General features: G+C 70.2%; 21 protein-coding genes and 2 pseudogenes. 3 read left to right on the plus strand and 20 right to left on the minus strand.

Annotated elements, in window-relative coordinates; all coding sequences use genetic code 11:
• Positions 1 to 55: 55 nt before the first annotated feature.
• The 13 genes and pseudogenes from ACWDZ4_RS22290 to ACWDZ4_RS22350 all read right to left on the minus strand — a co-directional run.
• Complete coding sequence (locus tag ACWDZ4_RS22290) at positions 56 to 1138, minus strand: FAD-dependent oxidoreductase (protein WP_451510149.1); 1083 nt, start codon at positions 1136 to 1138, stop codon at positions 56 to 58.
• Between the two features lie 38 nt (positions 1139 to 1176).
• Positions 1177 to 3120, minus strand: coding sequence for a class I tRNA ligase family protein (locus tag ACWDZ4_RS22295; protein WP_451510150.1), 1944 nt, complete (start codon positions 3118 to 3120; stop codon positions 1177 to 1179).
• A gap of 26 nt (positions 3121 to 3146) precedes the next feature.
• Positions 3147 to 3416, minus strand: coding sequence for a hypothetical protein (locus ACWDZ4_RS22300; protein ID WP_451510151.1), 270 nt, complete (start codon positions 3414 to 3416; stop codon positions 3147 to 3149).
• 47 nt (positions 3417 to 3463) lie between these two features.
• Positions 3464 to 4018, minus strand: coding sequence for a DUF3291 domain-containing protein (locus tag ACWDZ4_RS22305; protein ID WP_451510152.1), 555 nt, complete (start codon positions 4016 to 4018; stop codon positions 3464 to 3466).
• Positions 4019 to 4099: 81 nt separating this feature from the next.
• Entirely contained in the window at positions 4100 to 5086 is a 987-nt protein-coding gene (locus tag ACWDZ4_RS22310; RefSeq protein ID WP_451510153.1) for a DMT family transporter, read from the minus strand.
• Positions 5087 to 5130: 44 nt separating this feature from the next.
• Complete coding sequence (locus ACWDZ4_RS22315) at positions 5131 to 6384, minus strand: NAD(P)/FAD-dependent oxidoreductase (protein ID WP_451510154.1); 1254 nt, start codon at positions 6382 to 6384, stop codon at positions 5131 to 5133.
• A gap of 46 nt (positions 6385 to 6430) precedes the next feature.
• Positions 6431 to 7123 (minus strand): rhodanese-like domain-containing protein, encoded by a 693-nt coding sequence (locus ACWDZ4_RS22320; RefSeq protein ID WP_451510155.1) that lies wholly within the window; start codon positions 7121 to 7123, stop codon positions 6431 to 6433.
• 2 nt (positions 7124 to 7125) lie between these two features.
• The gene (locus ACWDZ4_RS22325; protein WP_451510156.1) at positions 7126 to 8760 is read right to left on the minus strand and encodes an AMP-binding protein; all 1635 of its coding nucleotides are present in this window, start codon (positions 8758 to 8760) and stop codon (positions 7126 to 7128) included.
• Between the two features lie 109 nt (positions 8761 to 8869).
• Positions 8870 to 9784, minus strand: coding sequence for an alpha/beta hydrolase fold domain-containing protein (locus tag ACWDZ4_RS22330; RefSeq protein WP_451510157.1), 915 nt, complete (start codon positions 9782 to 9784; stop codon positions 8870 to 8872).
• Entirely contained in the window at positions 9777 to 11429 is a 1653-nt protein-coding gene (locus tag ACWDZ4_RS22335; protein WP_451510158.1) for an amino acid adenylation domain-containing protein, read from the minus strand. Before ACWDZ4_RS22335 ends, ACWDZ4_RS22330 begins: the two co-directional genes overlap by 8 nt.
• The gene (locus ACWDZ4_RS22340; RefSeq protein ID WP_451510159.1) at positions 11426 to 11899 is read right to left on the minus strand and encodes an N-acetyltransferase family protein; all 474 of its coding nucleotides are present in this window, start codon (positions 11897 to 11899) and stop codon (positions 11426 to 11428) included. The genes ACWDZ4_RS22335 and ACWDZ4_RS22340 overlap by 4 nt, the downstream gene beginning before the upstream one ends.
• Entirely contained in the window at positions 11896 to 12372 is a 477-nt protein-coding gene (locus ACWDZ4_RS22345) for a hypothetical protein (RefSeq protein WP_451510160.1), read from the minus strand. Before ACWDZ4_RS22345 ends, ACWDZ4_RS22340 begins: the two co-directional genes overlap by 4 nt.
• 934 nt (positions 12373 to 13306) lie before the next feature.
• Positions 13307 to 13460, minus strand: a pseudogene (locus tag ACWDZ4_RS22350) (NF041680 family putative transposase); the annotation flags it as partial.
• 43 nt (positions 13461 to 13503) lie between these two features.
• On the opposite strand from ACWDZ4_RS22350, the pseudogene ACWDZ4_RS22355 reads away from it, so the two are divergent.
• Positions 13504 to 13833 (plus strand): annotated as a pseudogene (locus tag ACWDZ4_RS22355) (metallophosphoesterase); the annotation flags it as partial.
• Between the two features lie 296 nt (positions 13834 to 14129).
• Positions 14130 to 15518, plus strand: a complete 1389-nt coding sequence (locus ACWDZ4_RS22360) for an MFS transporter (RefSeq protein ID WP_451510161.1) — start codon at positions 14130 to 14132, stop codon at positions 15516 to 15518.
• Between the two features lie 97 nt (positions 15519 to 15615).
• Here the strand turns inward: ACWDZ4_RS22360 and ACWDZ4_RS22365 are convergent, their stop codons facing one another.
• The 6 genes from ACWDZ4_RS22365 to ACWDZ4_RS22390 form a co-directional block, all read right to left on the minus strand.
• Positions 15616 to 17526, minus strand: coding sequence for a helix-turn-helix domain-containing protein (locus ACWDZ4_RS22365; RefSeq protein ID WP_451510162.1), 1911 nt, complete (start codon positions 17524 to 17526; stop codon positions 15616 to 15618).
• A 16-nt stretch (positions 17527 to 17542) separates the two neighbouring features.
• Entirely contained in the window at positions 17543 to 18340 is a 798-nt protein-coding gene (locus ACWDZ4_RS22370) for a 3-hydroxybutyrate dehydrogenase (RefSeq protein ID WP_451510163.1), read from the minus strand.
• A 55-nt stretch (positions 18341 to 18395) separates the two neighbouring features.
• Positions 18396 to 18875: an NUDIX hydrolase gene (locus ACWDZ4_RS22375; RefSeq protein ID WP_451510164.1), complete on the minus strand. Its 480-nt coding sequence runs from the start codon at positions 18873 to 18875 to the stop codon at positions 18396 to 18398.
• Between the two features lie 57 nt (positions 18876 to 18932).
• Positions 18933 to 20549 carry an apolipoprotein N-acyltransferase gene (gene lnt / locus ACWDZ4_RS22380; RefSeq protein ID WP_451510165.1) on the minus strand — a complete coding sequence of 539 codons (1617 nt, stop codon included), beginning with the start codon at positions 20547 to 20549 and terminating at the stop codon, positions 18933 to 18935.
• Between the two features lie 417 nt (positions 20550 to 20966).
• On the minus strand, positions 20967 to 21512 hold the full coding sequence (locus tag ACWDZ4_RS22385) for a hypothetical protein (protein ID WP_451510166.1): 546 nt from the start codon (positions 21510 to 21512) through the stop codon (positions 20967 to 20969).
• Positions 21513 to 21578: 66 nt separating this feature from the next.
• The gene (locus ACWDZ4_RS22390; RefSeq protein ID WP_451510214.1) at positions 21579 to 22364 is read right to left on the minus strand and encodes a glutamate racemase; all 786 of its coding nucleotides are present in this window, start codon (positions 22362 to 22364) and stop codon (positions 21579 to 21581) included.
• A gap of 58 nt (positions 22365 to 22422) precedes the next feature.
• Between ACWDZ4_RS22390 and ACWDZ4_RS22395 the strand changes: the two genes are divergently transcribed.
• The gene (locus ACWDZ4_RS22395) at positions 22423 to 23607 is read left to right on the plus strand and encodes a glycosyltransferase (protein WP_451510167.1); all 1185 of its coding nucleotides are present in this window, start codon (positions 22423 to 22425) and stop codon (positions 23605 to 23607) included.
• A gap of 59 nt (positions 23608 to 23666) precedes the next feature.
• Here the strand turns inward: ACWDZ4_RS22395 and ACWDZ4_RS22400 are convergent, their stop codons facing one another.
• Positions 23667 to 24935, minus strand: a complete 1269-nt coding sequence (locus ACWDZ4_RS22400; RefSeq protein WP_451510168.1) for a TerD family protein — start codon at positions 24933 to 24935, stop codon at positions 23667 to 23669.
• Positions 24936 to 25001 lie beyond the last annotated feature (66 nt).

Genomic DNA, 25001 nt, shown 5'->3' on the forward strand with positions numbered 1-25001 from the left:
TTGCTGTGGTGGGAGGGAGTCGATAGCAGGTGTTGTGCCGCCGGGCGGGCGGCTGTCAGGCGACTTCGCAGAAGGCGTCGGCCACGCACGCCTCCGCGATGCGGCGGCCGGCCTCCGGTGCCGTCTTGACGCCGCCGCCGTTCCAGCCCCGTACCGACCACACGTGCGGCACCCCGGTGCCCTCCAGCAGCCCGGTCGCCGGCCCGCCGTCCCCGGGTGAGCCGTACGCGTCCGTGGCGCGGACCGTGCTGAGGTGCACCGCTGTCGTGAGCCACGGGAAATGGGCGGTGAGGGCGGATACGGTGGCCTGCGCGTGCGCGGGGTCCGGCTGCGCGTCGAAGGGGGCGTCCCACACGAGGTGCGGCATGCCGATCAGTGTCCGGTCCGTGCCGACCGGCTTGGCGTACAGCCCGGTGCGCAGGTCGACGAAGGTCGCGTGGGGCGGCGCAGGAGGGCGGCGCTCGACGGTGCTCACCTGGATCGATCGCGATCGGACCGGCGAAGCCGGCCGCAATCCGCGCACCGGGTCGGCCGCCCAGGGCCCGACTGCCGCGACCACGGCCCCGGCACTGACCACGCCCGCGTCCGTGAGCACCGCCGGGCGTCCGCCGCGTTCCTCCACTTCGAGCACGCGGACTCCGTGGCAGACCACGGCGCCGTCGGCGCGTGCCTGTGCCAGCCAGTCCGCGGTGACCTCCGCCGGCGCCACCCAGCCCGCTTCCGGCTCGACGAGGGCAACGCCGCCGGCCAGGCGTATCCCCGCCACCTCCTCACGCTCTGCCACCACGTGCGCCGAGGTACGCAACGCGCCGTTGATCTGCCCGGCGGCCTCCCGGAGGGCGGGCTCCTGGGCACGGTCGGCCGCGGTCACGGCGCCGACGGCGTGCAGCGGAGCCTGCCCCGACGCCCAGCGCCCGGGGTCCCGGTAAGCGGCCAGGCTCGGCAGCGCCAGTTCCGCGATCGCCGTGTCGGGGTCGAAAGCACGCACCATGCCGCCGGAGCGGCCGGTGGCCCCGGCACCCGACCGCGGCGACTGCTCGATCACGACGACAGACACACCCCGGCGTGCCAGGTGGTGCGCGACGGAGGCACCGGTGATCCCGGCGCCCACCACCACGACGTCCGCACGGGCGGGCACGTCCCCACCGCGAGGATGCGCTGTCGTGCCGGCCTGGTTCACGCTCGTCCGTCCGCGGAAGAGACGGCAGCCGTCGCGAGGCCGGGAGCGGCCGACACGCACCGGGTGCCGGAGGGCAGGAAGGACCAGTCGGCCTCACGGACCGGCTGCGCGGGCAGGCCCAGCCAGTCCCAGACCCGCTGGGACAGCTCAGGGACGACCGGCCAGGCCAGCGCGGCGAACACCTTGGCCGCCAGGTACTCCAGGGCCAGGCTCGTGCGCGCCTCCTCCGCCAGTGACGGGACCTGGCGCAGCGCCTCCTCCGTCGCCCGGAACTCGGCGGAGCGTGCCACGAAGGACTCCAGCAGGCGGACGTATCCACGCGCGCTGAACGACTCCGGGAGCAGCAGGCCGTCAAGTTGCCGGGTGGCCAGGTTGAGGTACCGGTAGAACTCGCGGTGCGCGTCCGTCCAGGCACCGGTACCCGGCACCTGGCCGCCGGACTGCTCGGTCAGGGCCGCGAAGCCGGCCAGCCACTCCTGGGCGTCGAGATACAGCGGGTCCCGCGCGAGTTGGCCGGCGCGCTCCTGGGTGATCCGCGTGACGCGTCCTTCCGGGGCGTTGCGCAGCAGGGCCAGGCGTACGGCGTCCGGGCCCGCCGCGGCGAGGGCGTCGTCGGCCCAGACCGCGTGGCCCCGGCTGGTGGAGAACTTCTCGTCCTCCAGGTGCAGGAACTGGTTGGTGACGAACGCGGTGGGCAGGTGCTCGGTGAGTTCGGCCGCGAAGGCCAGGATCGGCAGGAGGACCGCGTAGTAGAAGCTGTTGTCGTAGCCGAGGAAGAGCGTGATCCTCGCCGGGCCTCCCTGCTCGGACTCGGCTCGGGCAGCGTCCAGGAAGGTCAGCGCGAGGTCCGCCCAGGCGTCGACGGCCTGGCCGTCCCCCACGGCGACGCCCCACTCGCTGCTTCGGGCGAGCCGGTACGGGGGCAGCCCCTCGTCCAGCAGCCTCTCCACCAGGGCCTGCAGGTCGGGCGAGGTGTAGGAGTCCCGCAGGTAGTCCCGCAACTGCTCGGCGTAGGCGTTGAGGTCCAGCCACAGCGCCCGCTCCGGGCGGGTGACGGCCGGGGCGCCGCAGATCCGGCACTGCGGGCCGGTGAGCTCCCGGGCTTCGTTGGGCCGGCCGCAGGCCTCGCAGATCTCCCCGTCGCTGGCCGCGCCGCAGTGCCCGCAGGCCCCGCGGGCGAAGGCCTGGTGCAGCGAGAGGTCGCACGTCGTGCAGTAGGCCGTCTCCCGCTCCTCCTCCGTGACGGCGGAGGAGGCCGCCACCCGGGCGAACAGCTCCCGGATCCGGTCGGCGTGCTCAGGGTCTCCGGCGGGGCGAGTGAGCCGGTCGCAGCCGATGCCGGCCGCGCGCAGGGTCGCCAGGATGGCGTCGCCTTCGGCCGTGGCCACGTCGGCCGGGCCCGTACCGCGCAGTCGCGCGGCGGCGGCGACATACGACTGGTGGTCGTCGGTGCCGGTGACGTACCGGGCGTCGCGGCCCATGCTGCGCAGCGCGCGCACCAGCATGTCGGCCCGGACGTACGGACCCGCGAGGTGGCCCAGGTGCAAGCCGCCGTTGGGCGTGGGCGGGGGGCAGAAGACCAGCATCCGCTCGGGGAACCCGTCGCGCGGGGGGGCCTGCTCGAGGGCCTTGACGGCGCTCGGGATGTGTTCCCAGTAGATCGAGACGATGTCGAACGCCTCGTCGGACTCGTTGCGGATCTCGTGGTAGCCGAAGGGCGACAGGTAGACGACCTCGCCGGGTCCCAGTTCGCGCTCTTCGTCTCCGAGCACTACGGCGGCCTTGCCGGCCAGGACGATGAACATCTCGCCGTCCTGGTGGGCGTGTCGCTTCGAGACGGTGTGCGCGGGGACACTGCCGAAGACGGACCCGAACGGCAGCCCCTCGATGTCGGTGGCGGACAGCATGGGTTGGAGGTGCATCTCATAGGACCAGCTCATCGCCGATCTGTCGAAGGCACGCGTGATCACAGAAAATCCCTGGGTGGTGTGGAGTGGATGAGGTGGATCAGCGCGCCGGCGATGCGGACCGCGGGCGCGTTGAGCAGGCGGACGGCCTGTCGACGGTCGAGATGAGCCGTGCGGTCTTCGAGGCCGGCTCCTGCGGCGACACGGTGGGCGAAGCGTGGCGTGTACTCGGCGGGTGGACGGCGAGACTCGGTGCCCACCCGGGCCGGCGGCAGCGCTTCGATCACCACCGGTCCGCGCGAGGAGAGCTCGATCTCCGCACGCGTCATGCCGTGCGGGAAGCCGAGCGCGTCATGGGCGCGGACCGGGAGGACGATCAGGCATCGGCCCCACGCCGCTCGGCCATGCCGCGCAGCCGAGTCGGAGTGCCGTCGGCGGTGAAGGGCCGGCGGAAGCTGAACGACTCGGGAGTCGGACCGTGGTCGTGCAGGTGCTCCAGCCGGTGGCAGGCGTCCGACCAGGTGGGGATGGTGTCATCGGAGACCCACCACATCGCGTAGGAGGGCCACTCGGGCTTGAGGAACCACTCGTGCCGCTTGCGCAACGTGCTGCGGTGCAGGCCGGTGTAGACGAAGGAGAAGGCGGACTCCAGATCGTTCCACAGTGACAGGGTGGAAGCACGGCTGTCGGTCTCGTTGGTCCGGCCGCCCGTGTAGAAGCGCGGTACGTCGAACTTGCCCCAGTCGCCCCAGTCCCGCTCGAAGTTGGTGAGATGACTCTGGTCGGGGTCCTCTTTCGCCCGGGCGATGAATCCCGGGCTGCGTTCCGCCTCTTCGAACGTGGGCGGCGTCAGGTCGTCGAACTCCTGAACCTCGGGATTCCCGTACGGCTTCTTCAGGATGGCGAAAGTCGTGAACGCGACGCGCGACATCAGTCTCTGTCCTCCCCTTGTGTGTACCCGGCCGGGTTTCGGCCCTGAAGGTCGCTCTTCACCGTCGCAGCGCCCCGCGGTTCATGAACTCACCTCGGCTTTTTCGGTGAGTCGGGTCTCAGCGGCCGGCGGATTTCTGCGGGTACGCTGGATGGCCAACAGCACGCCACCGATGAGCAGTGCGATTCCGGCCAGCTCCAACGGCGGTGGCATGCGGCCGTCCCACGTGAAGACATAGAGCAGTCCGGCAATCACCTGGATGACGACGAGCTGCCCCGCGATGGAAATCGGCACCAGTCCCGAGGAACGGTTCCAGAGCACTGTTCCGACCCATGAGACGAGCAGGCCGAGAACCAGACTGCCGATGACCAGAGGAAGGAGCGAGCCCGTTCCTTCGATGTGCACTCCGCCGGACACGGCGGCGATCGGCAGGGCGACCAACGAGAGCGCCAGCGTGCACACGCCCATGAGCGTGGACCAGGCGGACGACGAGATCTCCGGGTGCCTTCTGAGGAAGCTGGCATTGGACACCGCGTACCACGTCCACAGGCCGAGCGCCGTCAGCGCCGACGCGATGCCGATCACCCAAGTCGTTCCGGAGTGACCGCTGAGGGCAGTTCCCCAGTCGACCTCCACGAGGTTGACCAGGACCAGACCGACCGTGATGAATCCGAGAGGAATCAGCAGGCGCGAGAACGGGAACTCCTTGCGGACCCAGTTGCCCGTCAGCGCGACGGTCACGGGGAGCGTTCCGATGATCGCGGTGGTGATGGGCGCCCCGGTGTGCCTGATCCCCTGCACCAGGAAGAAGTAGTAGCCCAGGTGGCCGGCGAAGGCGAACGCCAGGGCCGTGCACCATACTCGCCGGCCCAGGCCGCGCATCCCGGCGCCGCGTGTGAAGAGCACGATGCCGAGCGAGACCAGTCCGAAGACGAGGTACCGTCCCAGCGCGAGTGCGACAGCGTCCGCGTCGGGGAGCAGTACCGGCATCAGGAATGCCAGCCCCCAGATCAGGTTGGCGCTGACGCCGCACAGCACCCCGATGAGAAGTGACGGAGCTTGTTTCATACGAATATCACTGTTTCTTGACTCTACGGGGCGTATGGGCCGGGCTAGCGTTTGAGACCAGCGGCACCCCGGGTCATCAGTGCACGCATGAGGTCTCGTTGGAATTCTCCTGGCATCAGCATGCGGCCGGTGAGGGCCAGATATTTCTGGCTCAGTTCCTGATTGCCGCTGATGGTCTGGAACATCCTCTGCCGGGACGCCTCGTTCTTGTCGACGAGGGAGTCCCCGCATATGCCCTCGACGTGAGGGAGGATGGCGCCTTCGAACCGCTGCCGGTATTCGGCCAGTCCGTCTCCGAGATCAGCCTTGTCCAACGACCGGTCGGTGAACGAGCGAGCCAGCAGATCGGCCGACACCAACGCGAATCCACAGCCGACGCCACTCATGGCGTCCACTGACAGGGCCGCGTCCCCGACGAAGGGAACCGAGCCCACCACCGGCTGACGAATCTGGCTCGGATAGTCGCTGTAGCCCAGCAGGCCCGTCTCCGGGACCGCATCGGCCACCGAGGGCGCGTCCGGCAGTTCACCGAAGTAGTCCAAGAACTGTTGGAGCCGGCCGTCCGCCCCGTGCCAACCCTCGACCCGTGACTTGTCCGCGAAGAGGACGAGCTGGGTCCTGCCCTCGACGAGCGGATAGACGCAGGCCAGGTCCCGGTCGTTCATGATGAAGACCGAGCGATTGTCCTCTCGGGTCTTGATCCCCGAGAAGTAGCCGAAGAGGGCTGCCCGCTCGTTCGGATGATGTTCGGTCGGGTTGCCGAGCTCCTTGGCCAGCCGCGAACGGCGCCCGTCCGCAGCCACCACCAGACGGGCCCGGAAGCGGTGGGGACCGGTCTCACCGCGCGTATCGAGGCTCCAGCCGGATTCGTCTTCTTCGATGCTCTCCACGGTGGTGGAGTCGATGTACTGGACGCCTTGCTTCTGCGCGGCTGCTCGCAGCGCGGGGTCGAGCACGCGCCGTTCCAGATTGAGCGCGTATGAATCCGGAGGCCCGGGGACGTAGCCCCCGGGTCCCTCGACCACGCCCCCGGGCGTGACGAAGACGGCCTTGGTGGGCACGGACCAGGCAGGCTCGTAAAGATGGGCCAGCCCGAGCTCGGCCAGCAGCGGCACCGCGTGCGGCTGGATGAAATGGGTACAGAGCCGCTTGTGGGACTGGTCGTTCATCGCCTTCTTGTCGAAGATCCCGACCCGATAACCCATCTGGCTGAAGCGGATCGCGGTGGCACAGCCGGCGATGCTCCCGCCCACCACCGCCACGTCCAACTGCGACTGGTCGAACTTCGGATTACTCACAGGTTGACTACCATCTCTCTGCTCGGGCTGACTCTCTCCCCGCTGCCTAGCCGGCACACCCGCAGTCGACGTGGGCGTGGGCATCGTGTCGAGACGCGTGTCCTTCGGTGGCATAGCCATCACGCTTCCACCAGTCCAGGCCGCCGATCAGCTCCTTGACCCGGAAGCCCGAGGTCGCCAGTTTGATTGCCGTCTTGGTGGAGGCGTTGCAGCCGATGCCGTCGCAGTAGGCGACGTACAGCGGTGTCCTGGAGAGGCCGGCCAGCGAATCCTGGGAGATCGAGCGATGAGGAATGCTGATCGCGCCGGGAATGTGCTCCCTCTCGTAGGACTCGGTGCTGCGGCCGTCGACGACGACCAGCTCCTGGCCTTCTTCGAGAGCCGCCTTCAGATCCGCGGAGTCGATCTCGTAGGCCAGCTTTTCCTGGTAGTAGTCCAACTGGGATCGTTGCTCTCGGGACATGCCGCTCTCGCTCGGGGCCGAGTCCTCGTCTCCCATGAACCGGCCGGCTATGGCATACAGATCGCCGAGGGTGCTCGGAGTGACCAGCGAGTCCGCGTGCTCTCCCAGGTCGACGCCGCAGTCCTCCAGGAGCGTGACCAGGACGCTGATGGTCAGGAGGGAGTCCAGACCAAGGGTGCTGAGGGGCGTGTCGTCGGGCAGCGGGTCGAGGTCCACCGGCTTGCCCAGCGCCGCCTCCAAGTTCTCGGCGACCTTGTCCTTCACCGCTACAGACATCGCTACACCTTCTCAATAGGCTCGACGGCGCCATCGGCCGACAGTGCGAAATAGTTGGAGTTCGACTGCTGAGCTGCTGTCGTGAGCCGCTCGATCAGTTGACGTTCATCGGTCTGCGCAGTCGATGGGGTTGATACAGCAGGCGACCAGGCCATCAGGGCCGGACGCATGTAGTCGGGCAGCGCACCGCGCAGGTGCGCCTCCACGTCGGCCACCACCTGCCGTTCCTCCGACGTGACGACGAGAGCGACCACGTCGCGTTGGTTGCGCCGGATCACGGCGGCAGCCGCCCGGTCGACGCCGGAACAACTCAGCGCAGCCCGGCGGATCTCACTCAGGTGGGTACGGCGGCCCGCCAACCACGTGATCTCCTCGTCGCCGTGACGGTGGAACACGATGGTGCCGTCCTCCGCGTAGCTGCATACGTCCCCGGTCCGGAAGTAGGGCGTCCCCTCCAGATCGACGACGAGACGCGCGGTTTCCTCGGGGTGGTCGAAGTAGCCGCGCATGACCTGGTCACCGCCGACCCAGAGCTCCCCCTGCACGCCGGGCTGATGGAGTTCGACCCCGTCCTTCATGATCTTCGCGTCCATGCCCCGCAGGGGCCGGCCGATGGGATACGCGGTCGTGCGTTCCGGATCCGCGTGCTCGATCTCATGGGTCAAGCAGAAGATCGTGGCCTCGGGCGGGCCGAAGGCGTGGATGACACGGGTCTCCGGCAGTTGCTGTTTCCACGTGTTGATGACGGCGGGGTCGCACACCTGGGCGCCCGTCATCACCGTTTCCAGACTGGGCAGCTTGGCCCGGGTGATCTGACGCCCGTCCCCGGTGATCATGGCCAAGAGCATCGAGACCGCGATCAGGTGCGTGATGCGCTCCCGGCCGAGTACGGCGCGCATGACGGCGCCGGCGGGGAGGCTGCGGAATTGGTGGACAAAGGCTCCCAGCGACAAGGGAAGAAGCGTGTCCTCGATCGAAACATCCACATTGAACGGCGACAGGCTCAGAACGCGAGATTCCGATGTGAACCGCAGCACCTGATTGTGGTTGCCGAAATAGGCGACGAGGCCGGCGGCGCTGTTCTCGACCCCTTGCGGCTCACCAGTCGCACCGGACGCGAAAATGATGTACGCGGCCTGCTCCGGTCGATGGGCCACAGTGGAATGGGTCGCCGCCGGTCCGGAAAGAATCTTGGCCAGTTGTTCCCTGTCCAGCCGGCAGCCGACGGGAGCCACCGGATCCCGGTCGTCCAGCGCGATCACGGCCGCCGGCTGCAGGCGCGTGAGCAGCCCTCGCAGCCGGGGCACCGGTTCAGCGGCGTCGAGGGGGACGTAGACGGCCCCGCACTTCCAGATGGCGACGGCGAGTACCGGCATGACCGCGCGCTTCTCGGCCAAGACCACCACGCGGTCCCCGGCGCCGACCCCCTGCCCGGACAGCCAGGCCGCGACCGCCTGGGCACCCTGTTCGAGCTGGGCGAACGTGTAGTCGACGTCGCCGTCGTTGATCGCGACGCGGTCCGGCCACCTGAGGGCCGGAGCCACCAGCAGATCACCGAGAGCGGGCGCCGGGTTGGTCTCGTCGGCAGGATCGATCGACCAGGGTGGTAGTGCTACCGCCTCAGCTTTTACTACCACTCTCAATCCTGCCCTTCCGTTCGCATTTCTTGTACTAATTTTATTGACCAGCAAGATCGTCCGTCAAGCAAATCCATAACTCCACCGTCGCCGCGAATTCGATGAGTGACTAGACATGTCCCTCCTCAAGACGAAATGCGGCCCCGGCGATTTCGGCCACGGCACTTCTGGCTGAATTCAGCTTGCCGGCGTACAGGCAGAAGTCGTGCGGGAGATCCGGAAAGTGCTGATGCCGCAGCCCGACCGACCGACCGGCCAGGTGCTCCACCCAGGCGAGTCCTTCGTCACGGAGTACGTCGCAGCCGGCCGTCACGATCGAGCAGGCCGGCAACCGGGTCAGATCGCTCTCCGGCAGGGCGAACGGATCGAAGGCCCGTTCCGAGAAGAAGGGGTTCAGCAGCGACTTGAAGAGCCGCATGGCGGCGCCGTCGAGGAAGTGGCCCTCGCCGAACGTCCGGTAGGACTCGCGTTCCGTCCGAAGGTCGAGGACCGGGTAGATCAGCACGATGCGCGAGAAGACCCCGGGCAGGACTCGTAAGCCCAGGTAGAGCGAGAGCAGTCCGCCGACGCTGTCACCGGCGAGGACGAGCTGCCGGTCCCCCAGCGCGCGACACCGTGCCGCGATGTGCTTCCCCAGCCGCTCCACCGCCTCCTCGACGGTGTGCTCCGGCGCCTTCGGATACTCGAACGCCTCCACGGGTGCGTGCAGGGTGTTCGCCAAGTCCCGCAGGAAAGGCCGGAAGACGGCCGTCGAGTAGTAGACCATCCCGCCGCCATGGATGTACATGACATACGGGGCGGCCGCGTCCTCCTGTGCCGGCCGGATGATCACCGAATGCTCACCCGCGTCGATCGCCGCGCCGTCGTCAGGCTCGTCCGCGCTTCCGAAGCGCGAGATCCAACGCTCGGCGTTCACCCGGTCGTCCGCGAGCGAGCCCGTGGACGTCCTCACCGCCATGATCTTCCTGGCGGCGGCCAGGCGGCCGAACTCGGCGTTCAAGGACCGCACTTGCGTGTCAGACATCGCCGTCCCCGTCGACGGGCTCGACGTCCCCGGCAGGCGTGAACGCGAAGTGGGTCGCGGTCGACCCCCGAGCCGCCTCGGCGAGCCGCCGCATCAGCAGCTTCTCGTCCGTCTTGCCCGTCGAGGACACGGTGAGCACGGGCGACCAGGCGACGAGGGCCGGGCGCATGTACGCGGGCAGCAGGTCCACCAGCCGCTTCTCGACGTCCTCCACCACCGCCCGGTCCGGCGCCATCACCACGAGGGCGATCACGTCGTGGCCGTGGCGCGGGACCAGCGCGACGGCCGCCCGCTCGACGCCCGGGGAGCCCAGCACGATCTGCCGGATCTCACCCAGGTGGATCCGACGGCCGGCCAGCTTCACCTCGTCGTCGTTCCGGCCGCGGAACACGATGTTGCCGTCCTCGTCATAGCTGCACATGTCGCCCGTGCGGTAGTAGCGGACGCCGTCCACCTCGACCACGCGGCGGGCGGTCTCCTCCGGTTGACCGAAGTAGCCGCGCATCACCTGCTCGCCACCGATCCACAACTCGCCGGCCCGGCCGTGCTCGTGGACCTCGGCCCCGTCCTCCACGATCCGCGCCGCCACGCCGCGCAGGGGCCGGCCGATCGGGTACGAGCTCGTCCGCTCCGCGTCGGCCCGTTCGATCTCATGGGTGACGCAGACGATCGTCGCCTCGGTCGGCCCGTAGGCGTTGATGACGCGTACCTCGGGGAGGCCGGTCTTCCAGACGTTGATGACACCGGGGTCGCAGACCTCCGCGCCCGTCATCACCATCTGCAGGCAGGGGAAGTTCTCCCTTGTGACGTGACGCCCGTTCTCCGTGATCATGGTCAGGAGCGTGGACACCGCGATCAGATGCGTGATCCGCTCGCGCTTGATGATCGCGCGCATGATGGCGCCGGCATGGACGCCGCGGAACTGGTGGACGAACGCGCCCAGCGACAGGGGCAGCAGCGTGTCCTCGATCGACACGTCGAAGTGGAACGGCGACAGGCTGAAGACCCGTGAGGCCGGCGTGAACCGGAGCACCTCGTTGTGGTTCCCGAAGTACGCGACCAGGTTGGCGACGCTGATCTCGACGCCCTTCGGCTCTCCCGTCGACCCCGACGTGAAGATGATGTACGCCGTGTCCTCGGGCCGATGCGCCACGGCCGGCCGTTCCGGGGCCGGTCCCGACAGGGCCGCGTCAAGCTGCGTCCGGCCCACCCAGCGGACGTCGGCGACCGCCGGCTCCCGCTCGTCCAGCGCGATCACGACACGCGGCCGCAGGCGGCCGAGCAGGCTGCGCAGCCGGGGGACCGGCTGCGCGGCGTCGAGCGGGACATAGACAGCGCCGCACTTCCAGATCCCGATGGCCAGGACGGGCATGATCGCGCACTTCTCGGCCAGGATCGCGACCCGGTCCCCGCGGCCGACGCCCTGCTCGCTCAGCCAGGCCGCGAGCGCTCGGGCCTGCCGCTCCAGCTCGGCGAAGGTGAGACCGCTTCGTCCGTCGTGGACCGCCGGGCGGTCCGGCCAGTTGCTCGCCGCCGCTCGGACGATGTCGCCGAGCGCCGGCGGCGGGAACGCCTGGTCCGCGGGGTCGAGCGACCATGGGGGCAGCGGTGTCGGCAACGCCACCGGCAGAGAAGTATCCGTCACGAGACACCCTTCCCTTCAACGTCGTAGTGGAAGCGGACCTTGGGTTTGGCCCCGGCGCCCATCCGCCGGTAGAAGCCGATGCCGAGCTCGTTGTGCGGAGGGGTCTGCCACTCGGCCCAGCCGCATCGACGGGCGACGGCGAACTCCCGCAGTCGCTCGAAGAACATGCGGCCGAGCCCCATCCCGCGATACGGCTCCTGGAGGTAGAGGCAGTCCATGTAGGCGAACGGTTCGGCGCTCCAGGTGGCGTAGTCGATGGTGACGGTCATGAAGCCGCAGGGCTCCTCGCCGTCCGTCGCCACCCAGCCGTACAGCGCCGGCCGCTCCGAGAACAGCGCCGCACGCCAGCGCTCGACTTGGCCGTTCTCACGGAAGTCCGCCTTCTCGTATGCCGCGTGCTCGCGACACAGCGCCAGCAGCGCGTCCAGGTGGCACGGCTCGATCGGCTGCACCTTGATGTCGCGGCTCATACCCACCCCGAGAAGGTCGTGGCCAGGTACGCGTCGAGCGAGGCCTGGTCGAGACGGCCTTGCGCCAGCACGGTGTTGACCCAGGCGTCGCGCTCGAACTTGATGACCTCGAGCTCCCAGACGCAGGCGATCAGGTCACGCTGGGCGAGGGGAGCGACCGTGGTGTTCCCCTCGGCGTCGACCGCCGTGCCGCGCACCCAGTGCTTGAGCATGTTGGCGTCGTACCACTGGCTCACCAGCAGGTAGTCGCCTTCCTCTCCGTAGTGCAGGATCAGGAAGCCGACGGGGTGGTCCCCCTCTTGCGGGGGTTCGCGCAGTACCGAGGCGACCTGCTGCTGCAGCCGCTCCGGCGCCGGGAGGGTGGAGCAGCGCTCCGGCTCCGCGAACATCCCGTACACCTTCAGAACCCGGCCGGACACATCCAGCGGTGGGAGCGCCTTGACCAGGCGTGGTGAGTACGTCAGCGGGTTCACGTGACGGCGTTCCCCGCCCGCAGGTAGTCGGCCATCTCCATCATGCGCTCGTTCGCCTCCGAACTGCCTCAGATCGTCAATGCGGAAGGCATTCATCCGCTTTACGACTCGTGCGGTATTCAATCTGGTCTCTCTTGACTGCGCCCAGAATGGTGGTCCGTGAAAATACTGCTCTTCTGTCCGTTTCGGCACTAACGGCTAGGGTTGTCGCAGTGTTTGGGCCCTGTTCATCTCAATCGTTCAGGCACCTTGGGGCCTGGTTACCGATGTGCGCTGGAGTCTGTTTTTGGACTCCATGTCCGTTTCTCCTTCCGTCGGGGTGTACGGGTGTGCCCGGGTGTGCTCCGGCTCCGACCGCGCCGGGGCGGCCCTCCTCCTGTCGTTCGTGTCATTGCTCCTGGTCAGGCGGGTGCCGACAAAGCGGCGAGCCGCTGCCGGCAGGCAAGGTCGGTCTCGGCGGGAATCTGCTTCAGGTGGTCCCACGTCGGCCGTGTTGAATAGTCGGGCGTACCTGAGCAATCGTCAATCCCTATAGGTGTCCGGGTCATTGGGGCGGGGCGGTCACCTGGATGGCCTGTCGGCCGGAGACCGGAGTGCTGACACTCGGGCAAATTTAGGTCGGCGCCAATGGATCATGTCAAGCATTGGCAGGTGAGTCCCAAGTGATGAGACTCAAAGCATCGGCCGGCATACAGATGCGCCATCGAATCGTAAAATTAGGGGTCTTGACGCAGTGTCAAATGACACAGGACCTTGCATGTTGATCATCGTGCGTGCAACGATCCACCTGCCCGCCGGATGGCTCTGTGCGTCACCAGTACTGGTGCCTGCGTGCAGGGTCCCCTCCCGTGGGTACTGGCTTGGCGTTTGACCTCGCCGGACTTGGTGCTCCTTGACCGATGCGGCGCGTCCGACCGTCTTGCCGATGTCATGGCGCTGGACGCTGTGCTTGTTCGCGGACGTCGCGAAACCCCCGGCGCACCCGGCCGGGAGTGGAGGCGGGTGAGGTGGCGGGGCTCGGCGGGGCGTTCCCAGGGGCGGCGCAGCTCCTCGGCCAGTGGGCGGGCGAGGTGGAGCCGGGTAGGGGCGGCGTCCCTCAGCCGGGCCGTCGCCTCGGCGATGCCGTGGTGACTCCTCTACGACTGCAGCTTCCTGCCGACCGGGCACGCCACCCGCGAAGAGGGCCTGGCTTACGCTCACAGCACCGGTGTGGTGTGCACCGACGAGTACCTCCTCGACCCGCCCCCTACGCCCCCCACGCCGGCTGTGAAGCCTGGTGCCGGGCTCGCGTCAGCGCCACCGGGCGTCACCCCGCCAGGATCCCCGACGCCACTTCCGCGCGACGGCGATGGTTTACGGCCATCCGCACATCCCGCGAACCACCTTGCGCGAGGCGCCCGCTTCGGGGAGCTACCGGTGGGGTATCCCCGCGAGTGGCGCGAACGGCCCGCACCCACCGGCGCGGTCGTGTCAGATCCCGCCGGACCGAGTGGACGGCGGGTGACAGGCGGCCTGCTCCCCGTCCCGGCAGCCGCCGCCGGGAGTGCGCCGGAGCGCGCTTTCGCGCCGCCGGCCGGCAGGCACGTGACCGGGCACCGCCGCGGCCGGCCGGAACAGCGTCGAAGTGCCTGTCATGGTGGCCGCGGGCACAGCTGCCCCCGGAACTATGGTGTCCCGCCACATGTGCCACTGACCTGCGTGTTCCTACGGTGTGGCGACACGGAAACGTCCCCGCCAACTGTCCGGAAGTGGTACTCATGGCCGCCCCAGCATCCGCCCCGCCAGCGCCCAGTTCACTCAAGCGCATCGTCGCCGCGAGCCTCATCGGGACCACCATCGAGTGGTACGACTTCTTCCTCTACGGATCCGCAGCCGCGCTGGTCTTCAACGAGCTCTTCTTCCCCGAGTCCGACCCCCTCGTCGGAACTCTTCTGTCCTTCTTGACCTACGCGATCGGCTTCGCCGCCAGGCCGCTCGGGGCACTTGTCTTCGGGCATTACGGCGACCGGCTCGGCCGCAAGAAGCTGCTCGTCCTGAGTCTGCTGCTGATGGGCGGTGCCACCTTCGCCATCGGTCTGCTGCCGACACACACCTCGATCGGTACCGCCGCGCCCGTCCTGCTCACCGTGTTGCGGCTCGTCCAGGGCTTCGCGCTCGGTGGCGAGTGGGGCGGGGCGGTGCTGCTGGTCTCGGAGCACGGGGACGCCGAGCGGCGTGGGTTCTGGGCTTCCTGGCCGCAGACCGGAGCGCCCGCCGGACAGCTGCTCGCCACCGGAGTGCTGGCCGCGCTGACCGCCCTGCTGTCGGATTCCGCCTTCCTCGCGTGGGGCTGGCGCATACCCTTCCTGCTCTCGGGTGTACTGGTGATCGTCGGCCTGTGGATTCGTCTCTCTGTCGATGAGTCCCCCGTCTTCAAGGCCGCGTTGGCCCAGGCCGAGGCCCGTAAGAGCACCTCCGCCGTCGCCGAGAAGATGCCGCTGGTCGCCGTCCTCCGTTACCACTGGCGCGATGTGCTGATCGCGATGGGCGCCCGTATGGCGGAGAACATCAGCTACTACGTCATCACCGCCTTCATCCTCGTCTACGCGACGACAGCGGCGGAGCTGAGCAGGCAGACGGCGCTCAACGCGGTACTGATCGCCTCGGCCGTCCACTTCGCGGTGATCCCCGCCTGGGGCGCCCTGTCGGACCGGCTCGGGCGCAGGCCCGTCTACCTGATCGGTGCGGTCGGGGTCGGTCTCTGGATGTTCCCGTTCTTCATGCTCATCGACACCAAGAGCTTCGGCAACCTCCTCCTCGCCGTCACGGTCGGGCTGGTGTTCCACGGGGCGATGTACGCGCCGCAGGCGGCCTTCTTCTCCGAGATGTTCGCAACCCGGATGCGCTACTCCGGTGCCTCGATCGGCGCGCAGTTCTCCTCGGTCGCGGCCGGTGCCCCGGCGCCGCTGATCGCCACCGCCCTCCTCCACCACTACGGCGGCTCCACACCGATCGCCCTGTACGTCATCGCCGCCGCGCTGGTCACGGTGGTCGCGATCGGATGCGCGAAGGAGACCCGGAACCGGGATCTGGGGAACATCGAGGCCGGGGCGGGCGAGGAAGAGGAAGGGCCCGCCGTACGGACCGCCGACGCTCGTACGGTCTGAGCCGCCGCGAACGGAGCAGACGCGAACGCGGCAGACGCGAGCGACGGCAGAACAGCCACGCGCGGGAACGGTCTTCGGACGTTCCCGCGCGTGGCTTTCAGCGCGTCATCGCCGACAGCAGTCCGTGCAGCCGCAGCGCCAGCTGGACCTCCAGGGCCCGCTCCGGCGACTGCCAGTCCGCACCCAGCAGCCTGCCGATGCGCTCCAGGCGCTGCGCCACCGTGTTGACGTGGACGTGCAGTTCGTCCTTCGTACGGGCAGGGCTCATCCCGCACGCGAAGTAGGCGTCCAGGGTGCGCACCAAGTCGGTTCCCCGCCGCCGGTCGTACGCGACGACCTCGCCGATCGTGCGGCGTACGAACGCTTCGACGGCGCCGCCGGAACGGCCGTCCCCGCTGTCCGCGAGCAGCAGGCCCAGGAAGCCGAAATCCTCCGCTGCGGCGCCTTCCCCGCAGCGGCCGAGCAACCGCAGCGCGTCGACGCAGCGGCGTGCTTCCTCGTACGCCCCCGCCACCGCTCCGGGGCGGGCCGCGGGCGCTTCCACCGGTCCCGAGGCTCCGACCGTGACGGGCTCGCGCAGGGCGCCTCCCAGGTGCTTCGCCGTCCGGCGTGCGAGGGCCGCGGCGCTGTCACCGCTGTCCAGCGGGAGCAGCAGTACGGTGCCGCCGTCGCGGGCCGCGGCGAGGCCCTGCCCGGTCGCCGCCAGGTGCGAGGCCGCGGACCAGAGCCGCCTGCGGTCCGCGCCCTCCCGTTCGACGCCGGCCGTCCGCGGCGCTTCGACGCGGGCAGCGAGCACCACGTGAGAGGCGTCGAGGTCGGCGTGCAGCCGGGCGGCGCGTTCGCGCAGCAGGCGGGGGTCGCGGTCGGGGGCGTCGAGGAGGTCGTCGAGGAGTTCGCCCCGTACGCGCTGCTCGGCCTCACCCGCCGAGCGCCTGGCCAGCAGCAGCAACGACGTCACCATGGCGGCGCGTTCGAGCGTGCGCTGGTCGACGGGGTCCAGGGCGGGGTGGCCGTGCAGGACGAGCGCGCCGAGGAGTTCCCCGCCGGCCGATACGGTGGCCACCCAGTCGTCGCCGCGCCGTACCGCATGGCCGTCCGCTCCCGCCGGCTCCCCGTCCGCGTCCGCGAACTCCACGGTTCCGTGCAGTACTTCGGACACCGCGCGCGCCACGTCGTCGACGCCGCCGCCGCGCAGCACCAGTTCGGTGAGCCGGTCGTGCACGTCCGAGGCGCGCTCGATGACGCCGCTGCGGTCACGGATGATCTCGTTGGCCTTCTCCAGTTCGGCGAGCGCGGAACGCGTCTCCGCCAGCAGGTTCGCGGTGTCGATGGCGACAGCGGCATGCGCGGCGAACGACCCGAGCAGGGCGATCTGTTCGCGCTCGAAGACACGGGCGCGGCGGTCGGCGGCGAAGAGCACACCGATCACCTGGCTGCCGAGGGTGAGCGGTACGCCGAGGATCGCGACGAGCCCTTCGTCGCGTACGCCCGAGTCGATGGTCCAGGTGTGCTGGAAACGGGGGTCGTCGAAGTAGCTCTCGGTCGCGTAGGGGCGGGCGGTCTGGGCGACCAGCCCGCCCAGCCCCTCCCCCATGCCGAGGCGCAGTTGCTGGAAGCGCGCCGACACCGACCCTTCGGTGACCCGCATGTATGTGTCGCCCGCCACCGGATCGTTGAGGCTCAGATACGCGACCTCCGTGCCGAGCAGCGACCGTGCCCGCTGCACGATCGCCGCCAGTACGGCGTCCAGATCACGGAGTCCGGCGAGGTCGTGGGCGGTCTCGTAGAGCGCGGACAGCTCGGCCTCGCGGCGCCGCCGCCCCTCCAGTTCGGCGCGCACCCGCAGCGCGTGGAGCTTCGCGGTTTCGAGTGCGGCGAGCGCCTCGGGCGTCGCGCCGTCCGCGCGGGCGACCAGCACGGGCCGCTCGTAGGCGTCGGCGGCGGCCCCGCGCGCGAGGAGTTCCAGGTACGGGGTTTCGCTGCCGCTCTGTGGCTGGTCGTGGAACATGGGCACACTCAACCAGCTAGTGAGCGGTCCAGCCGCCGTCGAGGGGCAGCGAGGTTCCCGTGATGAACGACGCCTGGGGGCCGCACAGATACGCCACGGCCTCGGCGACCTCCTCCGGTTCGAGGAGACGCTTGAGCGCGGTGTCCTTGAGCAGTACGTCGGCGAGCACGCGTTCTTCCGGCAGCCCGTGGACGGCGGCCTGGTCGGCGATCTGCCGCTCGACGAGCGGGGTGCGGACGTACCCGGGGTTGACGCAGTTCGATGTCACGCCGTGCTCGGCGCCTTCGAGCGCCGCGGTCTTGGAGAGCCCTTCGAGGCCGTGCTTGGCGGCGACGTACGCCGACTTGTACGCGGAGGCGCGCAGCCCGTGCACGGAGGAGATGTTGACGATACGCCCCCACCCCTGCCCGTACATGTGCGGCAGCGCTCCCCGGATCAGCCGGAACGGCGCTTCGAGCATCACGGTCAGGACGGTGTGGAAGACGTCCGGGGGGAACTCCTCGATGGCGCGGACCAGTTGCAGTCCGGCGTTGTTCACCAGGATGTCCGTGCCCGCCGCCACCTGCTCCGCCGCGTCGAGGTCGATGAGGTCCAGGGCCCGCGGTTCCACCGTGCCCGCCAGGCCCTGTGCCTGCCCGGTGAGGGCCTGGAGCCCTTCCGCGTCCCGGTCCACGGCTCTGACCTTGGCGCCGGCGGCCGCGAGCCGCAGCGCGCAGGCGCGGCCGATGCCGCCCGCAGCCCCGGTGACGAGCGCGGTACGGCCGCCGAGGTCGGGTCCGGGTGCGTGCGGTGAGGGTGTGGTGGGCGCGGTCATAGTCACGACACTAAGCAGTGCTCACCCCACCACCCATGTGGTCGCGGCCCATACTTCAGAACTGCGTGGTGGGCTCGAACCATGTGGGTTCGTCGGTGAGCGCCTGCTTGATCCTCAGGAGGGAGAACTCGTTGAGGTCCGGGAGCGCGTCCACCGAGAACCAGGCCACGTCCAGCGACTCGTCGTCGTTGACGCGCGCCGCACCGCCGACGGCCCGGCACCGGAACGTGATGTCCATGTACTGGCACCGGTCGCCGTTCGGATATTCGACCGGCTTCAGGGCCTGTACGAGAACGACGCGTTCCGCCACGCACTCCACGGCGGTCTCCTCGTACACCTCCCGCACGGCCGTCACCGCCGGCTGCTCCCCCGGCTCGGGAATGCCGCCGATGACCGACCACTTCCCGGTGTCGGTGCGGCGTCCGAGCAGCACTCTGCCCGCCTCGTCGAAGACGATGGCGCTGACGCCCGGCAGGAAGAGGAGCTGGTGACCCGCGGTCGCCCGGAGCTCGCGGATGAATTCGGGAGTTGCCATGATCCGACCCTAACGGGCCGTTCCCGGGACGGAACTCACCCTGAGCTCACCCGGAGCTCACTCCGACGTACGCCTGCGGGCCCGTACACCACGGAGAACGGCCCACCCGAGACCGGCTCCGGCGAGCGCCACCAGTACGCCCTCGGGAAGCGTACCCAGGCGCGTCGCGGGGGTCAGCGAGGAACGCAGCGGCACCTCGGCGACCAGTGCGTCCGGTGTGAACATCCGTGTCTTCTGCACGACCTTGCCGTCCGGCCGGATGACGGCGCTGACCCCGCTGGTCACGGGAACGACGACGGCCCGGCTGTGCTCGACCGCCCGCACCCGCGACATCGCGAGCTGCTGGTAGGTCATCTCGCTGCGTCCGAAGGTGGCGTTGTTGCTGGGTACGGTGATGAGCTGGGCGCCGCCCGTGACGGTGTCCCGCACCGCCCAGTCGAAGGCCGCCTCGTAGCAGGTGGCAAGCCCCACCTCGGTGCCGGCGAGGTCGAAGACGCCCACCTTGTCGCCGGGACCGAAGTCCCTGCGGACGCGGTCGACGTCGGAGCTGAAGAGCCGTACGAAGGAACGCATCGGAATGTACTCGCCGAACGGCTGGACGTGCCGCTTGTCGTACGTCGCGACAGGGCCGCGCTCCGGGTCCCACTCGATCAGGGTGTTGCGCAGCTTGCCCTCGTCCGGCGTGAGCACCGCTCCGACGACCGTCGGGGCGCCGATCGCGCGCACGGCGCGGTCGATCACCATGCGGGCGTCGCTGTTGCGGTAGGGGTCGAGGTCGGAGGAGTTCTCCGGCCACAGGACGAAGTCGGGCCGGGGCACCTTGCCGGCCGCGACGTCCTCGGCGAGCTCTTCCGTACGCCGTGCGTGGTTGTCCAGCACCGCGCGGCGCTGGGCGTTGAAGTCGAGGCCCAGCCGCGGCACGTTGCCCTGGATCACGGCGACCGTCGCGGTGCCGTCCTGCGCGGAGTTGTCGACGAGCGGCAGGGCGGCCAGGGCGGCCGTGACCGGTAGGACGACACCCAGTGCCGCAAGGGCCGCTCCCCCGCGCGGTACGCGGCGGGTCGAGCGGTACGTCTGGAACTGCCGCAGCGCTTCGTAGAGCCCGAAGCCGCACAGCACGACCGCGAAACCGAGGAAGGGCGTGCCGCCGACCGCCGCCAGGGGCAGGAAGACGCTGTCCGCCTGGCCGAAGGCGATCTTGCCCCAGGGGAAACCGCCGAACGGCACGCGCGCGCGTGCCGCCTCGCCGAGGACCCACACGGCGGCGCCCCACACCGGCCAGAGCGGCAGCCGGGTCACCACGGCGATACCGACGCAGCACACGGCGACGAACAGGGCCTCGGCTGCGGCGAGCGCGAGCCACGGCACCGGGCCCACCTCCTCGCCCGTCCAGCTGAGCAGCGGCAGCAGGAAGCCGAGACCGGCGAGGAGGCCGAGACCGAACGCGGCCCGGGCCCGCCGCCCGTGCAGACACCACCCGAGCAGGGCGAAGCCCGGCAGTACCAGCCACCACAGCGGACGGGGCGGGAAGCTGGCGTACAGCAGCAGGCCGGAGAGTACGGCTGCCGCGGGGGCCGCGAGCCGGGTCAGCATGCTTCTCCCGCGCGAGGGGGCATCGGAGTGCGGGGCCAGCTGTTCTGCGGGCTGGTCCACGGCAGTGGGGGTGGCGCTCACGCAGCGGAGTCTACGGTGGCGGGGCGGGGTCCGGAGTGGGCGACCTCGGCAGCTGAGGAAACGTTCCTGCGCAACCCGTACACACATGACCGTCCCTGCCATTGCCGTGTGCGCCAGTCCCTGGCACCCGGCCGGTCCGGGCCGTGGCCGACGGGATCCGTCTCAGGTCGGGGGGCGACGGGACGGCTGCATCGGCTGCACCGGTAGTGCCGTCCCCGGCGCCCGAACGCGGCGCCCTCACCGGTGCCGCCGGCGTCGTGATCCTCGGTGGCTGCGCCGTCTGGTCGCCGGGAGCGGCGCAGCCGCTGCGGGTGCGAAGGCGCGGGCGCGCAGCCGTCCGCCGCAGAGCCCGCCCGGCGGTGCTCTCCTCCCCGGCCCTCCCCCGGTTCCGGACCCGGTTACGGGGTCTTGCCGGGCTTACGGCGTCTTGCTGGTCGCGGCGGCGCACAGGCGCGCGCGGACGACGCGTACCGCCGTTTCCGCGTCGTCGACGGTCACCGTGAAGATCCGGCCGTCGCCAAGGCGCAGGACGACCCCCTCGCCCCTGCGGACGATCACGGCCATGCCCTTCTCGGGGCGCCAGCGGTAGCCCCAGCCGCCCCACTGCCGTGGCGTGACGCTCGGCGCGAATTCCGCGCCCACCACATGGGCGAGCGGTATGCGCCGACGGGGCAGGCCCATGTGGCCGCAGCGCACCTCGAACGTGTCGCTGTCGATCTTGACCGCCACATGGACGAAGGCCAGGGTCCCGAACAGGATGAGCAGGCCGGCCGCCAGGCAGCCCACGACCGACATCAGCAGCGGGGCGCTCCAGGGGGAGCCGAAGGCCAGCTGGACACCGAGGGCGAGGCAGCCGCCGCCGGCGACCGCGAGCAGCCACTGCGCGCGGTTGGTCGCGCGGCCGCTCCATATCACGGGAGTGGGCTCTGCCCTGCGCACCGTGCCGCGGGAGTGGTCACTCATACGAGCAGCGTACTGACGTTCCGCGTTCGGGGCAGCGCCGGACCGGGCCCCCGGGCCCGGTGGGGGTCAGCGCGCGACGTCGGCCGTGTCGAGCAGACGGCCTTCGGCGTACGCGAGAGCAGGGCCGGGCAGTGCGGAGTGCCGGCCGCTGAGCAGCACGGTGAGACCGGCGCCCGGCGCGGCCGCGGGGGCGGGCTGCGCGCCGATGCGGCGCAGCGCCTGGGCGGCCACGGCTTCGGCGGATCCGTGGAGCACGACGGGCGGCAGACCGTGCGACCGGACGGCGGTGCGGATGCGTTCGGCGACCAGTTCGTAATGGGTGCAGCCCAGGACGACGGCCCTTACCTCGCGGGGGGTGAGGGCGGCGGCCGCGGCGACGGCCCGGTCCGTGGCCTCCTCGTCGGCCTGCTCCACGGCGTCGGCGAGTCCGGGGCAGGGCACTTCGGTGACGTCGACGCCGCCGGCAAAGTCGCGGATGAGGTCGCGCTGGTAGGGGCTGCCGGTCGTGGCGGGGGTCGCCCAGATGGCGACGGGGCCGCCGCCCGCGGCGGCCGGCTTGATCGCGGGCACGGTGCCGATGACCGGAATACCGGGCTCCAGCTCTGCTCGGAGCGCGGGCAGGGCATGTACGGAAGCGGTGTTGCAGGCCACGATCAGCGCGTCGGGCCGGTGCGCGGCGGCGGCCCGCGCCACGGCGAGCGCGTGCGCGGTGACGTCGGCCGGCGTACGCGGCCCCCAGGGCATGCTGCCGGGATCGGAGGAGAGGACCAGATCGGCGTCGGGCCGCAGCCGACGTACCGCGGCGGCCGCTGCGAGCAGGCCGATTCCCGAGTCCATGAGCGCGATCTTCACCCGGTCACCATAGTCGACCGCCCTTGCGGCGGCGCCGGGGTGGGGCAGACTGCGGCGGATGAGCGCCATTGCCTGGATTGCCGTGGGATCGCTGGCCGCGTGGGTGCTGCTGCTGCTGGGCCGGGGTTTCTTCTGGCGTACGGACCAGCGGCTGCCGCGGCGCGAGGAGCCCGACGGGTGGCCGGATGTCGCCGTCGTCGTCCCGGCGCGCGACGAGGCCGGGGTACTGCCCGTGAGCCTGCCGTCGCTCCTCCTGCAGGACTATCCGGGACGTGCGGAGATCTTTCTCGTCGACGACGACAGCGAGGACGGTACGGGCGCGCTGGCGCGGGAGCTGGCCCGCCTGCACGGCGGGCTGCCGCTGACCGTGGCCTCACCCGGCGCCCCGGAGCCCGGCTGGACCGGAAAGCTCTGGGCCCTGCGGCACGGCATCGCGCTGGCCCGCGCGCGGGGACCCGAGGACGAGCCCGAGTATCTGCTCCTCACGGACGCCGACATCGCACACGCCCCGGACAGTCTGCGCGAACTGGTGGCCGCGGCCGGTGCCAACGGTCTCGACCTGGTCTCCCAGATGGCGCGGCTGCGCGTCGTCAGTGGGTGGGAGCGGCTGGTCGTTCCCGCGTTCGTGTACTTCTTCGCGCAGCTCTATCCGTTCCGGTGGGTCAACAGGGCGGGGGCGCGGACGGCCGCCGCCGCGGGCGGCTGCGTGCTGCTGCGGAACGGGGCCGCGGCACGCGCGCGCGTGCCCGACACGATCCGGCAGGCGGTGATCGACGACGTGTCGCTCGCCGCAGCCGTGCAGCGCAGTGGGGGCAGGATCTGGCTGGGGCTGGCCGAGCGGGTGGACAGCGTGCGCCCGTATCCGCGCCTGGGTGATCTGTGGCGGATGGTCTCCCGCAGTGCGTACGCCCAGCTGCGGCACAGCCCGTCGCTGCTCGCCGGAACGGTCGCGGGGCTCGCGCTGGTGTACCTGGCTCCCCCGCTCACGCTGTGCGCCGGCCTGCTGTCGGTGGACGGTACGGCGGCCTGGGCGGGCGGCCTGGCGTGGGCGGTGATGACCGCTACGTACCTCCCGGTACTGCGCTACTACCGGCAGCCGCTGTGGCTCGCCCCGGCGCTGCCGTTCACCGCGGTCCTCTATCTGCTGATGACCGTCGATTCCGCCGTGCAGCACTACCGGGGACGGGGCGCCGCGTGGAAGGGGCGTACGTACCCCCGTCCCGAGGCCGCACCCGAGCGCTGAGCCTCACGCCTGTCGCCGGGTCTCGCAGGCCGCCGGGACCCGCCGGGACTCCGGGGCCGTCACTTCCTGCCGGGCGTCCAGTTCATGCCCCACCCGTAGGCGTGGTCGATGGTGCGCTGCGGGCTGACGCCGCGCTCCGGTACGAGGTAGCGCGCTTCGCGGCGCACGGTCAGATCGCCGCCCTCATGGGTGATGAGGGCGAGCGCGGCGACCGTGGACGGCACGGTGCACTCGTCGAGCGAGAAGTCGATGGGGGCGCCGTGCTGCGGTGTGAGCGTGACCGTGGCGTGCAGGTCGGCGAAGGAACGCGCCCCTTCGTAGACGGCGACGAAGATGATGACGCGGCGGAGCTCGTCCTTGTGGTCGAGGTTGACGGTCAGGTTCTCGCCTGTCCTCACGGCCCCGGTGCGGTCGTCGCCGTCCAGGTGGATGTACGGCGGCTGGTGCAGCGAGCCGAAGGCGTTGCCGAGTGCCTGGACGACTCCCTTGCGGCCGTCGGCGAGCTCGTAGAGGGCGCACAGGTCGAGGTCGAGGTCGCCGTGCAGGGCGATGGCCCTGCCGAGCTTGGCGCCCCAGCCCTTGAACTGCTTGCGCACCTCCCAGTTGAGGTTCACGCGCATCGTGCCCGTGGTGCCGCCCTGCTTGGCGAGGGAGACGACCGGGGCTTCCTTGGTCAGCGTGACCTTGGTGAGGCGTACAGGAGCGGAGGGCGGTGCCGCCACCGGAGCCGGGGCCGGGGCCGCCACCGGAGCCGGGGCCGAGGGCTGGACGGGGGCCGGGGCCTGCTGCTGGGGCTCGTCGACGCTGATGCCGAAGTCCCTCGCCAGACCCTCCAGTCCGCTGTCGTAGCCCTGTCCCACGGCGCGGAACTTCCAGGTGCCCTGCCGCCGGTAGAGCTCACCGAGGACGAAAGCCGTTTCGACGCTCGCGTCCTGGCTGTCGAAACGCGCGATCTCGGTGCCGTTCACGGCGTCCAGCACACGTACGTAAAGCCCCGGCACCTGTCCGAAGGTGCCGCCGTCCGCCGAGGCCGCCACCACCACGGTCTCCACCGCAGCCTCCACGCGTGCGAGATCGACGGAGAGCGTGTCCGTCACGCTGTGCCCGGACGCCCTCTTCCCCTCGTGCCGGACCGCGCCCGAGGCGTGGGCGGGTGCGTTGTAGAAGACGAAGTCCGCGTCGGAGCGGACCTTTCCCGACATCAGCAGGAGGGCCGAAGCGTCGACGTCCGGTGCCCCAGGGCCTGAACGCCATCCCAATTCGATGCGCACAGCCTGTGCCGGCACCGGCACATTGGTTCCTTTAAGCATGGACATGATCGCCCCCATCGCGGGTCCGGGTGTCTGGAGATTTATGTACGGTCAACCTATTCCTCTGCGCCCCACAGGCCCCCC

Source organism: Streptomyces sp. NPDC003016, assembly GCF_053591455.1.

Bases quoted from the DNA above. Each gene is read 5' to 3' on its own strand.
- ACWDZ4_RS22370 (WP_451510163.1), bottom strand. From the start codon at position 18,340: ATGACCGCGCCCACCACACCCTCACCGCACGCACCCGGACCCGACCTC.
- ACWDZ4_RS22305 (WP_451510152.1), bottom strand. From the start codon at position 4,018: ATGTCGCGCGTCGCGTTCACGACTTTCGCCATCCTGAAGAAGCCGTAC.
- ACWDZ4_RS22310 (WP_451510153.1), bottom strand. From the start codon at position 5,086: ATGAAACAAGCTCCGTCACTTCTCATCGGGGTGCTGTGCGGCGTCAGC.
- ACWDZ4_RS22295 (WP_451510150.1), bottom strand. From the start codon at position 3,120: ATGAGCTGGTCCTATGAGATGCACCTCCAACCCATGCTGTCCGCCACC.
- ACWDZ4_RS22400 (WP_451510168.1), bottom strand. From the start codon at position 24,935: ATGGGGGCGATCATGTCCATGCTTAAAGGAACCAATGTGCCGGTGCCG.
- ACWDZ4_RS22320 (WP_451510155.1), bottom strand. From the start codon at position 7,123: ATGTCTGTAGCGGTGAAGGACAAGGTCGCCGAGAACTTGGAGGCGGCG.
- ACWDZ4_RS22300 (WP_451510151.1), bottom strand. From the start codon at position 3,416: ATGACGCGTGCGGAGATCGAGCTCTCCTCGCGCGGACCGGTGGTGATC.
- ACWDZ4_RS22360 (WP_451510161.1), top strand. From the start codon at position 14,130: ATGGCCGCCCCAGCATCCGCCCCGCCAGCGCCCAGTTCACTCAAGCGC.
- ACWDZ4_RS22375 (WP_451510164.1), bottom strand. From the start codon at position 18,875: ATGGCAACTCCCGAATTCATCCGCGAGCTCCGGGCGACCGCGGGTCAC.
- ACWDZ4_RS22365 (WP_451510162.1), bottom strand. From the start codon at position 17,526: ATGTTCCACGACCAGCCACAGAGCGGCAGCGAAACCCCGTACCTGGAA.
- ACWDZ4_RS22330 (WP_451510157.1), bottom strand. From the start codon at position 9,784: ATGTCTGACACGCAAGTGCGGTCCTTGAACGCCGAGTTCGGCCGCCTG.
- ACWDZ4_RS22385 (WP_451510166.1), bottom strand. From the start codon at position 21,512: ATGAGTGACCACTCCCGCGGCACGGTGCGCAGGGCAGAGCCCACTCCC.
- ACWDZ4_RS22340 (WP_451510159.1), bottom strand. From the start codon at position 11,899: ATGAGCCGCGACATCAAGGTGCAGCCGATCGAGCCGTGCCACCTGGAC.
- ACWDZ4_RS22395 (WP_451510167.1), top strand. From the start codon at position 22,423: ATGAGCGCCATTGCCTGGATTGCCGTGGGATCGCTGGCCGCGTGGGTG.